Source organism: Bacillus nitratireducens, from assembly GCF_036320425.1.
In the GTDB taxonomy this organism is placed as follows: Bacteria; Bacillota; Bacilli; order Bacillales; family Bacillaceae_G; genus Bacillus_A; species Bacillus_A nitratireducens.
On sequence record NZ_JAUMJO010000003.1, the window covers coordinates 283,853 to 297,284 of the forward strand.

14 protein-coding genes and 2 other annotated features are annotated in these 13,432 nt (G+C 36.4%); all 14 genes read left to right on the top strand.

The genetic code is table 11. The annotated features are described in order from the left end of the window. Nucleotide 1 precedes the first annotated feature (1 nt). Nucleotides 2-832 (top strand): DNA-formamidopyrimidine glycosylase, encoded by an 831-nt coding sequence (mutM, locus tag Q3V31_RS13380; protein ID WP_090814264.1) that lies wholly within the window; start codon nt 2-4, stop codon nt 830-832. A gap of 72 nt (nt 833-904) precedes the next feature. Further along, nucleotides 905-1,537 carry a sporulation membrane protein YtaF gene (ytaF, locus tag Q3V31_RS13385; RefSeq protein ID WP_090814265.1) on the top strand — a complete coding sequence of 211 codons (633 nt, stop codon included), beginning with the start codon at nt 905-907 and terminating at the stop codon, nt 1,535-1,537. 51 nt (nt 1,538-1,588) lie between these two features. Beyond that, nucleotides 1,589-2,191 carry a dephospho-CoA kinase gene (gene coaE, locus Q3V31_RS13390; RefSeq protein ID WP_016130319.1) on the top strand — a complete coding sequence of 201 codons (603 nt, stop codon included), beginning with the start codon at nt 1,589-1,591 and terminating at the stop codon, nt 2,189-2,191. A 109-nt stretch (nt 2,192-2,300) separates the two neighbouring features. Continuing rightward, nucleotides 2,301-3,329 (top strand): glyceraldehyde-3-phosphate dehydrogenase, encoded by a 1,029-nt coding sequence (locus tag Q3V31_RS13395; RefSeq protein ID WP_329765418.1) that lies wholly within the window; start codon nt 2,301-2,303, stop codon nt 3,327-3,329. A gap of 387 nt (nt 3,330-3,716) precedes the next feature. Then, nucleotides 3,717-4,100 carry an adenosylmethionine decarboxylase gene (gene speD, locus Q3V31_RS13400; RefSeq protein ID WP_002003660.1) on the top strand — a complete coding sequence of 128 codons (384 nt, stop codon included), beginning with the start codon at nt 3,717-3,719 and terminating at the stop codon, nt 4,098-4,100. A gap of 196 nt (nt 4,101-4,296) precedes the next feature. Further along, nucleotides 4,297-4,758 (top strand): transcriptional regulator NrdR, encoded by a 462-nt coding sequence (nrdR, locus tag Q3V31_RS13405; RefSeq protein ID WP_001203686.1) that lies wholly within the window; start codon nt 4,297-4,299, stop codon nt 4,756-4,758. A 153-nt stretch (nt 4,759-4,911) separates the two neighbouring features. Beyond that, nucleotides 4,912-6,318 carry a replication initiation and membrane attachment family protein gene (locus Q3V31_RS13410; protein WP_000415036.1) on the top strand — a complete coding sequence of 469 codons (1,407 nt, stop codon included), beginning with the start codon at nt 4,912-4,914 and terminating at the stop codon, nt 6,316-6,318. A gap of 33 nt (nt 6,319-6,351) precedes the next feature. Then, nucleotides 6,352-7,290 (top strand): primosomal protein DnaI, encoded by a 939-nt coding sequence (gene dnaI, locus Q3V31_RS13415; protein WP_000400122.1) that lies wholly within the window; start codon nt 6,352-6,354, stop codon nt 7,288-7,290. Between the two features lie 464 nt (nt 7,291-7,754). After that, entirely contained in the window at nt 7,755-8,636 is an 882-nt protein-coding gene (ytxC, locus tag Q3V31_RS13420; RefSeq protein WP_000569602.1) for a putative sporulation protein YtxC, read from the top strand. 31 nt (nt 8,637-8,667) lie between these two features. Further along, nucleotides 8,668-8,895, top strand: a binding site (T-box leader). Nucleotides 8,896-8,943: 48 nt separating this feature from the next. Beyond that, the gene (thrS, locus tag Q3V31_RS13425; RefSeq protein WP_000786078.1) at nt 8,944-10,881 is read left to right on the top strand and encodes a threonine--tRNA ligase; all 1,938 of its coding nucleotides are present in this window, start codon (nt 8,944-8,946) and stop codon (nt 10,879-10,881) included. Between the two features lie 208 nt (nt 10,882-11,089). Beyond that, nucleotides 11,090-11,210: a sequence feature (ribosomal protein L20 leader region), on the top strand. Nucleotides 11,211-11,273: 63 nt separating this feature from the next. Next, nucleotides 11,274-11,777: a translation initiation factor IF-3 gene (gene infC / locus Q3V31_RS13430; RefSeq protein ID WP_000973214.1), complete on the top strand. Its 504-nt coding sequence runs from the start codon at nt 11,274-11,276 to the stop codon at nt 11,775-11,777. A gap of 21 nt (nt 11,778-11,798) precedes the next feature. Beyond that, nucleotides 11,799-11,999, top strand: a complete 201-nt coding sequence (rpmI, locus tag Q3V31_RS13435; RefSeq protein WP_001125945.1) for a 50S ribosomal protein L35 — start codon at nt 11,799-11,801, stop codon at nt 11,997-11,999. A 37-nt stretch (nt 12,000-12,036) separates the two neighbouring features. After that, nucleotides 12,037-12,393 carry a 50S ribosomal protein L20 gene (gene rplT / locus Q3V31_RS13440; RefSeq protein WP_001138362.1) on the top strand — a complete coding sequence of 119 codons (357 nt, stop codon included), beginning with the start codon at nt 12,037-12,039 and terminating at the stop codon, nt 12,391-12,393. Nucleotides 12,394-12,894: 501 nt separating this feature from the next. Next, entirely contained in the window at nt 12,895-13,386 is a 492-nt protein-coding gene (locus tag Q3V31_RS13445; RefSeq protein WP_000365057.1) for a dUTP diphosphatase, read from the top strand. Nucleotides 13,387-13,432 lie beyond the last annotated feature (46 nt).

Genomic DNA, 13,432 nt, shown 5'->3' on the forward strand with positions numbered 1-13,432 from the left:
AATGCCAGAATTACCAGAGGTTGAAAACGTTAGACGGACGCTTGAAAATCTTGTAACAGGAAAAACGATTGAAGATGTCGTTATTACTTATCCAAAAATAGTAAAACGACCGGATGATGCAGAAATCTTTAAAGAAATGCTAAGAGGCGAGACGATTGAAAATATAAAGCGAAGAGGAAAGTTTTTGCTTTTATATGTAACGAATTATGTCATTGTTTCACATTTGCGTATGGAAGGTAAGTTTTTACTTCATCAAGAGGATGAGCCAATTGATAAACATACGCACGTCCGTTTCTTATTTACAGATGGAACTGAATTACATTATAAAGATGTGAGAAAGTTTGGTACGATGCATCTCTTTAAGAAAGGTGAAGAGTTGAATCAAATGCCTCTTGCTGACTTAGGCCCGGAGCCATTTGATGCTGAATTGACACCGCAGTATTTACAAGAAAGATTGAAAAAAACAAATCGTAAAATAAAAGTTGTATTATTAGATCAGCGTCTTTTAGTGGGACTTGGAAATATATATGTAGATGAAGTGTTATTCCGTTCTCAAATTCACCCAGAACGAGAAGCAGCGTCTTTAACAGAAGAAGAAATAGAAAGAGTGTACGAAGCAATTGTTACAACGCTAGGCGAAGCAGTAAAGCGAGGCGGCAGTACAATTAGAACGTATATCAATTCGCAAGGGCAAATTGGTTCATTCCAAGAACTTCTAAATGTATACGGAAAAAAAGGAGAACCATGTGTGACTTGTGGTACGATCTTAGAAAAAACAGTTGTTGGCGGCCGGGGAACACATTACTGCCCAATTTGTCAGCCTAGAATATAGAAAAGAGATAACATCGGATAGGCATTTGTCATATACATACAGCAGAGCTATGTATAAGGGAGGAGCTTACCGATGTACCTTTATTTATCTCTTATTTTATTAGCTTTTACATTAAGCTTAGATAGCTGTAGTGTAGGGCTAACATACGGATTAAGGAGTGTAAGAATTCCACTAAGATCAATTATAATTATCGGGATCTGTTCAGCGGCTGTCATGCTCGTTTCCATGGGAATTGGACATATGATCGCGAAAATATTTTCACCTGTTATCGCAACGCGTATCGGTGGGCTTGTTCTTATTGGAATCGGGATTTGGGTATTATATCAATTTTTTCGGAGTGATAGAAAAGAAGAACCGAAGCAAGAGGAGAAGGTTTGGAAATTAGAAATTGCTTCTCTAGGGCTAGTGATTCAAATTTTGAGGAAACCGACTGTTGCGGATTTTGATAAATCAGGAACTATATCTGCAGGTGAAGCGCTACTTCTCGGTATTGCTCTTTCTGTCGATTCGTTTGGTGCTGGAATTGGTGCATCCTTATTAGGTTATGCACCTGCTATGATGGCGATATTAGTTGCAGTGATGAGTTCTTTATTTTTATTTATTGGAATGAAGCTTGGTACGGTTTTATCGAATATGAAGTGGTTACAAAAATTTACATTCCTGCCTGGGGTATTACTCATTATTATTGGAATTTGGAAAATGTAAGTATGGGCGTGGAACATTAGTTTCGCGCCTTTTATTATGAGGAGGATTATTATGACAGTAGTAATTGGATTAACGGGAGGCATTGCAAGCGGAAAAAGTACGGTATCAGAAATGTTTCGTGAACTAAATATACCAGTTATTGATGCTGATATTATTGCACGAGAAGTTGTAGAACGAGGAAAGCCAGCATATAACAAAATTGTAGAGGTATTTGGAACGGAAGTGTTACAAGAAGATGGGGAGCTTGATCGACCTAAATTAGGAAGTGTTGTTTTTTATAATGAAGAAAAACGATTGCAGTTAAACAAAATTGTGCATCCTGCGGTACGTGAAGAAATGAATGCGCAAAAGGAGATGTACATAAAAGAAGGTATGCAAGCGGTTGTGTTAGATATCCCTCTTTTGTTTGAAAGTAAATTAACAAATCTCGTTGATCGTATTTTAGTTGTAGCAGTTATGCCGAGTACGCAATTAGAACGTTTAATGAAACGGAATAATTTTTCAGAAGAAGAAGCAACGGCGCGTATTCAGTCTCAAATGCCATTAGAAGAAAAAGTAAAGCGTGCAGATGAAGTGATAAATAATGATGGCACAATTATGGGAACGAAAACACAATTACAGGTAATTTTGAAGAAGTGGAACATTATTAACTAAAAAATTGTGAAATTAATGAAAATGCTTAGTGACATATCTCCTTTTTGTGTTATACTATTATTGGGATTGGAGATAAATAGTATAACGCATTCAAGGGGGATAACATATTATGACTCGTGTGGCAATTAATGGATTTGGACGTATTGGGAGAATGGTATTTCGTCAAGCAATAAAAGAAAGCGCATTCGAAATTGTAGCAATCAATGCAAGCTATCCATCAGAAACGTTAGCACATTTAATTAAATATGATACAGTTCATGGTAAGTTTGACGGAACAGTAGAAGCATTTGAGGATCACTTATTAGTTGATGGGAAAATGATTCGCCTTTTAAACAACCGCGATCCAAAGGAATTGCCTTGGACGGATTTAGGTGTTGAAGTTGTAATTGAAGCAACTGGTAAATTTAACTCGAAAGAAAAAGCAATTCTTCACGTTGAAGCTGGAGCGAAAAAAGTTATTTTAACAGCGCCTGGTAAAAATGAAGATGTAACAATTGTAGTTGGTGTGAACGAAGACCAATTCGATATTACAAAACATACTGTTATTTCAAATGCATCTTGTACAACAAACTGTTTAGCGCCTGTTGTAAAGGTGTTAGATGAGCAGTTCGGAATTGAAAACGGTTTAATGACGACTGTTCATGCTTATACAAATGACCAAAAAAATATTGATAACCCACATAAAGATTTAAGAAGAGCACGTGCTTGCGGACAATCAATTATTCCGACAACGACAGGTGCTGCGAAAGCGCTTGCAAAAGTTCTTCCGCACTTAAACGGCAAACTTCATGGTATGGCACTTCGTGTACCAACACCAAACGTGTCTCTTGTTGACCTAGTAGTAGACGTAAAACGTGATGTAACAGTTGAAGATATTAATGAAGCGTTCAAAACTGTTGCAAACGGTGCATTAAAAGGAATTGTAGAATTTAGTGAAGAGCCTTTAGTGTCTATCGATTTTAATACAAATACACACTCAGCTATTATTGATGGTTTGTCTACAATGGTAATGGGTGATCGTAAAGTGAAAGTACTTGCTTGGTATGATAACGAGTGGGGCTACTCTCGTCGTGTTGTAGATCTTGTAACGTTAGTTGTTGATGAATTAGCGAAACAAAAAAATGTGCAACATATTTAAGTGAACGAGGGAGAGGGCAAGTGAAAATTTGCCCTCTCTTTTTAATTTTTTCTGAAAAGGAAAAAAATTATATGAGTATATTTTGGAAAGTGGACATACCACGAAACGTTGGGATTACTGTATTCGTGAATCATTAATTTTTTTTAGGGAAAAGTAAAGAGGAAAATATGACAGAAAATCGAAAAAACTGTTGTTGCAAAATGAAAATAAACAAAGTATACTAACACTCGTAAACTTAAGAGCTGAGGTACGTAGTCACTACTTAAAGGGTTAGGACCTCTCTGGACTAACTTTCCCCCGTGGTAGTGGAGCAAGCCAAATTGCAAATTAGTTTTCAATTCGAACAGTTAGAATAAATTTACAAGGGGGAACTGTAGAATGGATACTATGGATACGATGGGTCGTCACGTGATCGCTGAACTTTGGGATTGCGATTTCGACAAGCTTAATGACATGCCGTATATTGAACAATTATTTGTGGATGCAGCACTAAGAGCTGGTGCTGAAGTACGTGAGGTTGCTTTTCATAAATTTGCACCACAAGGTGTAAGTGGAGTAGTAATTATCTCGGAATCACATTTAACAATTCATAGCTTTCCGGAGCACGGTTACGCAAGTATTGATGTTTATACTTGTGGGGATCGTATTGATCCAAATGTTGCTGCAGAATATATTGCAGAAGGTTTAAACGCGAAAACGCGTGAGAGCATCGAGCTTCCTCGAGGCACTGGTAGCTTCGAGATTAAGCAGAGAGAAACAAAAGCTCTTTAAAAAAGAACATAATTGATTTAAAATGTAAAGAGGTGTATAATGCACCTCTTTTTTAGTTTATATAAAATAGGATCATGATATGTAATAACTTAGAGTGGTCAGTATATAAGAATGAGTTATATAATATTGTATATATATTTTCACATGTAGGTGAGTAGCGAAAAAATAAAGATTATATTGTAAAGGAGTGAATGAATTGCGTTGTCCATCCTGTTTTCATAATGGCACAAGAGTGTTAGATTCGCGTCCGGTAGACGAGGGACGCTCTATTCGAAGAAGAAGAGAGTGTGAAAGTTGTTTAAGTCGCTTTACAACATTTGAAAGAGTAGAAGAATCACCTCTTATCGTTGTTAAAAAAGAAGGAACACGAGAAGAGTTTAATAAAGAGAAGATTTTACGCGGTTTAATTAAAGCGTGTGAAAAAAGACCTGTATCTTTAAGGCAGTTAGAGGAAGTGACACAAAGTGTGGAGCGTGAACTTCGTAACTTAGGTATATCGGAAGTGAAAAGTGATATGATTGGTGAAATTGTTATGGAAGAACTTCGTGATATTGATGATGTTGCTTACGTACGTTTTGCTTCTGTGTATCGTCAATTTAAAGATTTAAATGTATTTATTGAAGAATTAAAAGATATACTGCAAAAAGAGAGAGAGTAGAAGGTGTAGTATATTCTCTTTATATACTGTAAGTAAATGAGATAAGAGAGCTAGAAGCGGAAGCTAATAGCTCTTTTTCGCTAAGGAATTATATAATAAAGATAGAACGAGTGAAATATAGGTTAGATTGGATGAGAGAAAGGAAAAGCAAGAATGGAAAAACAGTCATGGATGGAGCTATTGCCGATTGATCGTTATAAGGTAAGTGCGAAAGGGTTGTTACATAATTACGACCGGAAAGTTTTAACAATGTTGTATCAGCCATTAATAGGTAGTAGAGCTTTTAGCTTATACATGACGCTATGGGGAGAGTTAGAGCAAGATCGTGTATTTGGAAAAGAGAATACACATCACTCCCTTATGGTGACCATGCAAATGCAACTTCCTGAAATATATGAGGAACGAGTAAAGTTAGAGGCGATTGGGCTTTTAAATGTATATATTAAAAAAGAAAAAGATATTCGAATGTTTATATATGAGTTGCAACCACCGTTATCTCCGAAGCAGTTTTTTGATGATATTGTTTTAAGTATCTTTTTATACAATCGATTGAGTCGGACAAAATATAACCAAGTAAAGCAATATTTTTTAGAAGAAGAATTCGATTTTGCTTCTTATGAAAATGTTACGCGCTCCTTCAACGATGTATTTGATTCATTTAACCCGGGTCAGTTTGAGCATGCGCAAGAAGAACTTCGTATCCCGAAAACGACAATTATGCCAAGTAACGAGAAGGGGGATGCTCCGAAAGTTTGGAATGATTTCTTTGATTTCTCTTTATTTGTGGAGGGATTATCAGCGCTTGTTCCTAAAAAGGCAATTACAGATCAAGTACGAGAATGTGTCATTACACTCGCTTATGTGTATGGTGTGGATGTGTTATCAATGCAAAATATCGTTCTTGGTACGGTGACAGAGGTGCAAACAATTGATATCGAAAGACTTCGAAAAGGAGCTCGTGATTGGTATCAATTTGAAAATGGGCAAGCTTTACCTATATTAAGTGAAAGAGTGCAACCTCATGCTGCGCGTACGATGAAAGAGAAAGAGCCATCTACGCAAGAAGAAATGCTGATGAAGCAGTTAGAGGAAATATCGCCAAAACAACTATTGAAAGAAATTTCGGGCGGTGCAGAAGCAACGAAAGCAGACTTGCAAATTGTTGAGGATGTAATGATAAATCAAAAGTTAACGCCGGGGGTTGTGAATGTACTTATTTATTATGTTATGCTACGCTCAGATATGAAACTTGCGAAAACGTATGTTGAGAAGATTGCTGGACATTGGGCACGAAAAAAGGTCGGTACAGTAGCTGAAGCGATGGCGTTAGCGAAAGAAGAAAACCGTCAATATCAAGAGTGGGCTGAGACGAAGAAAAAAGGTCGTACGGCGAAGAAAACAGTGCGAAGAGAAATGGTACCAGATTGGCTTAAAGAAGAGCCGAAAGAAGAAGTGAAAGAAACTGTGAAAACGGACGTGAGTGTTGAGAAAAATACAAGTTCGTTAGAAGATGAGCGGAAGCGATTAGAAGAAGTGTTGAAAAAATATAAGCGTGATTAATAAAAGAGAATGAACGCTCTTTGAGGTGAGGAAATGGAGCATATTCAAAATTCATTTACGAAATTAATGGAAAATGAAAATTTTAAAAATAGATATGAAGTCTTAAAGACAGAAGTGATGGCGCATCCGCGTGTGAAAGCATTTATAGACGAACATAAAGGTGAAGTAACGACTTCTATGATTGAGCGTAGCCTTGTGAAGTTGTATGAATATATTGGACAAAGTGTAGGGTGTGCGGATTGTCCGGATTTAGGATCATGTAAAAACATGCTAGAAGGATATGAGCCGAAGCTCGTCATCCAAGGTAAGATGATTGATATTCAATACGATCGTTGCATTAGAAAAGTAGCATATGATGAGAGAAAAAAATATGAAAAACTTGTTCAAAGTGTATATATGCCAGCTGACATTTTACAGGCAACTATGGAAAATTTAGACCCTTCAGATTTAGATGCACGTATTGATGCAATAGGTGCATCGAATGAATTTTTAAACACATTCGAACCAGGTAAAAAAGTACAAGGTTTATATTTGTACGGTAAATTTGGTGTAGGGAAAACGTATCTTTTAGGGGCAATTGCAAATGAGCTTGCTCGAAAGAAAATTAGTTCGATGCTCGTATACTTCCCTGAATTTCTACGTGAAATTAAAAGTTCGATTCAAGATAATTCGATTGGTGAAAAGATTGATGCAGTTAAACGCGTACAAGTATTAATGTTAGATGATATCGGAGCAGAAGCGATGTCAAGTTTTGTACGTGATGATGTGCTTGGCGCAATCTTGCAGTTCCGTATGTTAGAGAACTTACCGACGTTCTTTACGTCTAACTTTGATTTCAAGGAGTTGGAACATCATTTAACGTATACACAACGCGGTGAGGCAGAACAAATGAAAGCAGCACGTATTATGGAACGAATTAAATATTTAGCGAAGCCAATTCCAATTGGTGGGAAGAACCGTCGTCATAAGTAAAAGAGCAAGCTGAGAAGCTTGCTCTTTTTTTATTATAGTGATGATTTCTTGGCGATAAGATTAAAGTATTCAAGGTGTCTAAAACTAATGCTTTCTTCATAACGATGTAGTAACTCTTAAGCGGTTTACATATGACGGAGGAATCTTTTATATACTCAAACATCTTAATACCGTCCGTTTATCCTAATTCGTGAGGGCTAATAATCAGTAGGGGATGAACAAAACCCCCACTGATTAAAGTTTCACTTTATCATAATGGTCAAATTGTTGAAAATTCATAGTAGCTTGTATCATTTTTTTCTCTCCCCCTTAATATATATAAAATTAGCAAGCCATATCGAGTGGATTTTCTAACGATGGGAGATATATTTCTACTAAGAGTGAACTTCCACAGATCGGACTCTTATAGGATGTGTAACGTATAGATGCAATCCTTTAGAGCGGGGATAAAAGGGGGGACAAAAGTGATTGAAATTTGCTTCGAAGAAAAAAATGATGCTGCGCACGTATACAGACAACTAACGAAAAGAACGGAATCTTTATACAAGGAAACAAGTGTATATTTAGATGGGCAAAAGGTTATTATTCATATACCACTATGTGAATCGAATTATATTGAAAAGATTTTATTGCCAGTACTACTATATTTCATTATGAATGTGAAACAAAATGAATGGATTCATACCATTTTAAAGGAAAAGTTTTTTTACGAAGAACAAGAAGAGTGTCATCAAATCTTGCATATGGCACAGGAGATATTAAAAGAAAGAAGAAAAGGAGTGGCTCATGATTTAACGCGTCATAAATTTGAGACATATATTATGTCATCTTTAAATGATTGGCTTTGTGATCCGCTTTCATTCTCGTTTTCATCATATGTCCGTTTTCGCCTTCGTACATATAGGGAAATGGTAGCCAGACTTGCTGAAGTTGCAATTGATGAGTATAAAATGGAGCAAGAATACCAAATGTTCATTGAGACCCTTCGTCAACAAGTTAGTGGCCGGAAATCACGTTTGTCCTGTGTACATCTTATTTTTGATGAAAGTTTTATTTTCTATGATGATAAAGGTAGACGTTTAAAACAGGAGAGATTGGTCCAATATATAGATGAAGAATTATTAAAGCAAAAGGATGTATATATCGATACGAAAGTAATTGCGCCACTTCTTTCTATTTCGCCGAAAAAGATTTATTTATATACGAAAGAACAAGATCATAACATGATTGTAACTTTGCGAAATGTATTTCAAGAACGGGTCCAATTGCATGGATTACATGAGTTTGAGCGCAATGTGAAAAATTTAAAAAATAAAGGTAACGCCCTTGATTTTCTAAGTTTTTGAGCATATAATTACCTACATAAATGAAATATATTGAAATGTCATGATGAGGACATGAGTAGTTATCTACGATTTTCAGAGAGGGAAGCCTTAGGGTGTGAGCTTCCTAGTACGGGATTATTACTTACCACCTCTAAACTTTAGCAGTGAACGTTTTTCTAGTAATTGCTAACGGACAACACCGTTATGTTGAACTTGAGCAATTAACAATAAGGTTAATTGGAACAAGGGTGGAACCACGAATTCAACACTCGTCCCTTTTTACGGGATGAGTGTTTTTTATTTTGAAAAAAAAGAGGAGTGACCAGTGATGGCAGATGTAGTTAAAATTACTTTCCCTGATGGAGCTGTGAAGGAGTTTCCAAAAGGCGTAACAACTGAAGAAATCGCAGCTTCTATTAGCCCAGGCTTAAAGAAAAAAGCTGTGGCTGGAAAATTAAACGATGAGATGATCGATCTTGTTACACCAATCGAAGAAGATGGTGCAGTTTCTATTATTACATTAGATTCTGAAGATGGCTTATACATTTTACGCCATTCAACAGCCCACCTTTTAGCACAAGCGTTAAAACGTTTATATAAAGATGTTAAGCTTGAGCTTGGCATTGGTCCAGTAATCGAAAATGGCTTCTACTACGATATTGATATGGAAGAAGCAATTACGGTTGAAGACTTCAAGAAAATCGAAAAAGAAATGCAAAAAATTGTGAACGAGAACTTAGAAATCGTTCGTCATGAAGTACCACGTGCAGAAGCACTTCGTCGCTTTGAAGAAATCGGCGATGAGTTAAAATTAGATTTAATTAACGATCTTCCAGAAGATGCAGTTATTACAATCTATGAGCAAGGCGAATTCTTCGACCTTTGCCGTGGTGTTCACCTTCCATCTACAGGGAAGATTAAAGTATTTAAATTATTAAGCGTTGCTGGTGCTTACTGGCGCGGCGATAGCAATAATAAAATGTTGCAACGTATTTACGGTACTGCATTCGTTAAGAAAGCAGAATTAGATGAGCACTTACGTATGCTTGAAGAAGCAAAAGAGCGCGATCACCGTAAATTAGGTAAAGAATTAAAACTATTTACTAATAGCCAAAAAGTAGGACAAGGTTTACCACTTTGGTTACCAAAAGGTGCTACAATCCGCCGTATTATCGAGCGTTATATCGTTGATAAAGAAGCAAGCTTAGGCTATGATCACGTATACACTCCAGTACTAGGAAGTAGAGAGCTTTATGAAACTTCTGGTCACTGGAACCACTACCGTGATGGTATGTTCCCATCAATGGAAATGGATAATGAAGAATTAGTTCTTCGTCCAATGAACTGCCCTCACCATATGATGGTTTATAAAAATGATATTCACAGCTACCGTGAATTACCAATCCGTATTGCGGAACTTGGAACAATGCACCGTTATGAAATGTCAGGTGCGTTATCTGGATTACAACGTGTACGCGGAATGACTTTAAATGATGCGCACATTTTCGTTCGTCCAGATCAAATTAAAGAAGAGTTAAAGCGTGTTGTAAACTTAACTCTAGAAGTATACAAAGATTTCGGTTTAGAGAACTATTCATTCCGTCTATCTTATCGTGACCCAGCTGATACTAAAAAGTACTATGCTGATGATGAGATGTGGGAAAAAGCACAAGGTATGTTAAAAGAAGCTATGGATGAAATGGGTCTTGATTACTACGAAGCTGAAGGTGAAGCGGCATTCTACGGTCCAAAACTTGATGTTCAAGTTCGTACTGCTCTTGGAAAAGACGAAACACTTTCAACTGTACAATTAGACTTCTTACTTCCAGAACGCTTTGAACTATCTTACGTTGGTGAAGATGGTAAACAACATCGTCCAGTTGTAATTCACCGTGGTGTTGTATCAACTATGGAACGTTTCGTTGCCTTCTTAATTGAAGAATACAAAGGTGCATTCCCAACTTGGTTAGCTCCAGTTCAGGCGCAAGTAATTCCTGTTTCTCCGCAAGTGCATTTAGACTATGCGAAGAAAGTACAAGATGAATTACGACGTGCTGGTATCCGTGTTGAATTAGACACTCGTGAAGAGAAAATTGGTTACAAAATCCGTGAAGCACAAATGCAAAAAATCCCGTACATGCTTGTAGTAGGTGACAATGAAGTGGCTGAAAACGGCGTAAACGTACGTAAATATGGTGAACAAAAATCAGAAACAATTGCATTAGATGCTTTTGTTGACATGATTAAAGTAGAAGGAAAACGATAAGAAAGAGCCGCGGTATACCGCGGCTTTCTTATGTATTATAAATAATTAAATTTAGAAAAAATAACCAAACAATACTTATCATAAAAAAGTATTGCAAGTATGTTAGTTGTTTGTTACAATATTTCTTGTTGTTAGTAAAACACATCGCGTCTTCTTGACAGACGTCATGTCCTATGATAAACTCATCAAGGATAATAGAATATGGTTTTGGAACAAGTAGAAGCACCCGCTTCTCACCTGATGGACGCATTCGCAGTTAGCAGGTAAATGTATTTCTTACTTAAGATCTTACAAGTGTGGGTGCCGTATGCCCGCGCTTTTTTTGTTCGGGTTCTACAATTACAAAACGTATTCTGAGAAAACCTTGGAGGTGGCTTACTATTAGCAAGGATATGATGATTAACGAGCAAATTCGTGCACGTGAAGTACGTTTAGTTGGTGCAAATGGCGATCAACTTGGAATCAAGTCTCGTAATGACGCTTTAGACTTAGCTGCAAATCTTAATCTTGATTTAGTATTAGTTGCTCCAAATGCGAAACCGCCAGTATGCCGCATTATGGACTACGGTAAATTCCGCTTTGAGCAACAGAAGAAAGAAAAAGAACAGCGCAAAAATCAAAAAGTAATCAGCATGAAAGAAGTTCGTTTAAGTCCAACAATTGATGAACACGACTTTAACACAAAACTTCGTAATGCTATCAAGTTTTTAGAGAAAGGCGACAAGGTTAAAGCGTCAATTCGCTTTAAAGGACGTGCCATTACTCATAAAGAAATCGGTCAACGTGTTTTAGATCGCTTCTCAGAAGCTTGTGCTGAAGTTAGTACAATCGAATCTAAGCCTAAAATGGAAGGACGTAGTATGTTCTTAGTTTTAGCACCGAAAAACGATAAGTAATAGATAGAGGAGGAAATACCTATGCCTAAACAAAAAACTCATCGCGGCGCTGCAAAGCGTTTCAAAAAGACTGGATCAGGTAAACTGAAACGTTCTCACGCTTACACAAGCCATTTATTCGCTAACAAATCTACAAAAGCTAAACGTAAACTACGTAAAGCTGGTGTAGTAAGCGCTGGTGACTTCAAACGCATTCGTCAAATGCTTGACAACTTAAAATAAGTTCGGCTGATATATAGAACAATTAGGAGGTAATATTATGCCAAGAGTAAAAGGTGGTACAGTTACTCGTCAACGTCGTAAAAAAGTAATAAAATTAGCAAAAGGTTATTACGGTTCTAAAAATACATTATTCAAGGTTGCTAACCAACAGGTTATGAAATCTCTAATGTATGCATTCCGTGACCGCCGTCAAAAGAAACGTGACTTCCGTAAATTATGGATTACACGTATCAACGCAGCAGCTCGTATGAATGGTCTTTCTTACAGCCGCTTAATGCACGGTCTTAAAAATGCTGGCATCGAAGTTAACCGCAAGATGCTTGCTGACTTAGCTGTTCATGACGAAAAAGCTTTCGCTGAATTAGCAACAGTTGCAAAAAACAACATTAACTAATTAATTAGTTGAAACCTTAGAAGATTTTTCTTCTAAGGTTTTTTTATTTACATTCATGGCAAATAGTAAATGATTTGCAAAATCATTTACTTATTATCGTTATCGATATGACAAAATCAATGCGAAAACTATAGTGATATAGAAGAATATGTGTATAATGTCGGGAGAATCCTCCTGGCTTTTTTTTATTTATGCTCCTTTGGAAAGAAGAGTATCTTTCCTAGCAGAAACGACACTGCTATAATGGAAAGATGATATGGAACTTTCATCAGATAAAGTAAAACTTTAACCAGTGTGGTGTTATCCTCGGCTAAATATTAGCCATCACCAATGAGGTGAACAATCGAATAGCGATGATTGAAACGTATTTGCAAATTAAGGACAAGCTATTTTATAAAGAGTTAGGTAGCTGACTTGTTAATAAGAACTGAAAAATAATAATGAACTTTGAGATGAAACAACATTGTTGCGTAAAATGCGATGTTGGAGGAGGACAATAGAATGGACTTACTACAACTATTTAAACTACAAAAAGAATTAGATGACCGTATTGTGAAAGAACATGACTTACAACCGAAAAAATTGTTAAAAGAAAAAATGTTAGCTCTTCTTGTAGAAATTGGAGAACTTGCAAATGAAACACGTTGTTTTAAATATTGGAGCAATAAACCAGCATCAGAGCGTGAAGTAATATTAGAAGAGTACGTAGATGGTTTGCATTTTATCTTGTCAATCGGAATCGATTTAGGAATTGATAAAAACTTCTTATTCTATAAATGTGCGCAAACGAATAAAACACAAGTAGAAATTTTCTTAGACACATATGCAAAAGTGATTCGATTTACAGATCAACCTTCTATTACGAACTATATTGAACTATTTACAAGTTATCTTCGCCTTGGACAAGCGCTTGAATTTGAACAAGAAGAGATTGAAAAGGCGTATTTAGACAAAAATGAAGTAAATCATCAGCGTCAAACACAAGGATACTAAGTTAATTTTTGAATATTTCAATTTCCTTTTGTATAATAAAGTGACT

Bases quoted from the DNA above. Each gene is read 5' to 3' on its own strand.
- mutM (WP_090814264.1), top strand. From the start codon at position 2: ATGCCAGAATTACCAGAGGTTGAAAACGTTAGACGGACGCTTGAAAAT.
- ytaF (WP_090814265.1), top strand. From the start codon at position 905: ATGTACCTTTATTTATCTCTTATTTTATTAGCTTTTACATTAAGCTTA.
- coaE (WP_016130319.1), top strand. From the start codon at position 1,589: ATGACAGTAGTAATTGGATTAACGGGAGGCATTGCAAGCGGAAAAAGT.
- Q3V31_RS13395 (WP_329765418.1), top strand. From the start codon at position 2,301: ATGACTCGTGTGGCAATTAATGGATTTGGACGTATTGGGAGAATGGTA.
- speD (WP_002003660.1), top strand. From the start codon at position 3,717: ATGGATACGATGGGTCGTCACGTGATCGCTGAACTTTGGGATTGCGAT.
- Q3V31_RS13410 (WP_000415036.1), top strand. From the start codon at position 4,912: ATGGAAAAACAGTCATGGATGGAGCTATTGCCGATTGATCGTTATAAG.
- dnaI (WP_000400122.1), top strand. From the start codon at position 6,352: ATGGAGCATATTCAAAATTCATTTACGAAATTAATGGAAAATGAAAAT.
- thrS (WP_000786078.1), top strand. From the start codon at position 8,944: ATGGCAGATGTAGTTAAAATTACTTTCCCTGATGGAGCTGTGAAGGAG.
- infC (WP_000973214.1), top strand. From the start codon at position 11,274: ATGATGATTAACGAGCAAATTCGTGCACGTGAAGTACGTTTAGTTGGT.
- rpmI (WP_001125945.1), top strand. From the start codon at position 11,799: ATGCCTAAACAAAAAACTCATCGCGGCGCTGCAAAGCGTTTCAAAAAG.
- rplT (WP_001138362.1), top strand. From the start codon at position 12,037: ATGCCAAGAGTAAAAGGTGGTACAGTTACTCGTCAACGTCGTAAAAAA.
- Q3V31_RS13445 (WP_000365057.1), top strand. From the start codon at position 12,895: ATGGACTTACTACAACTATTTAAACTACAAAAAGAATTAGATGACCGT.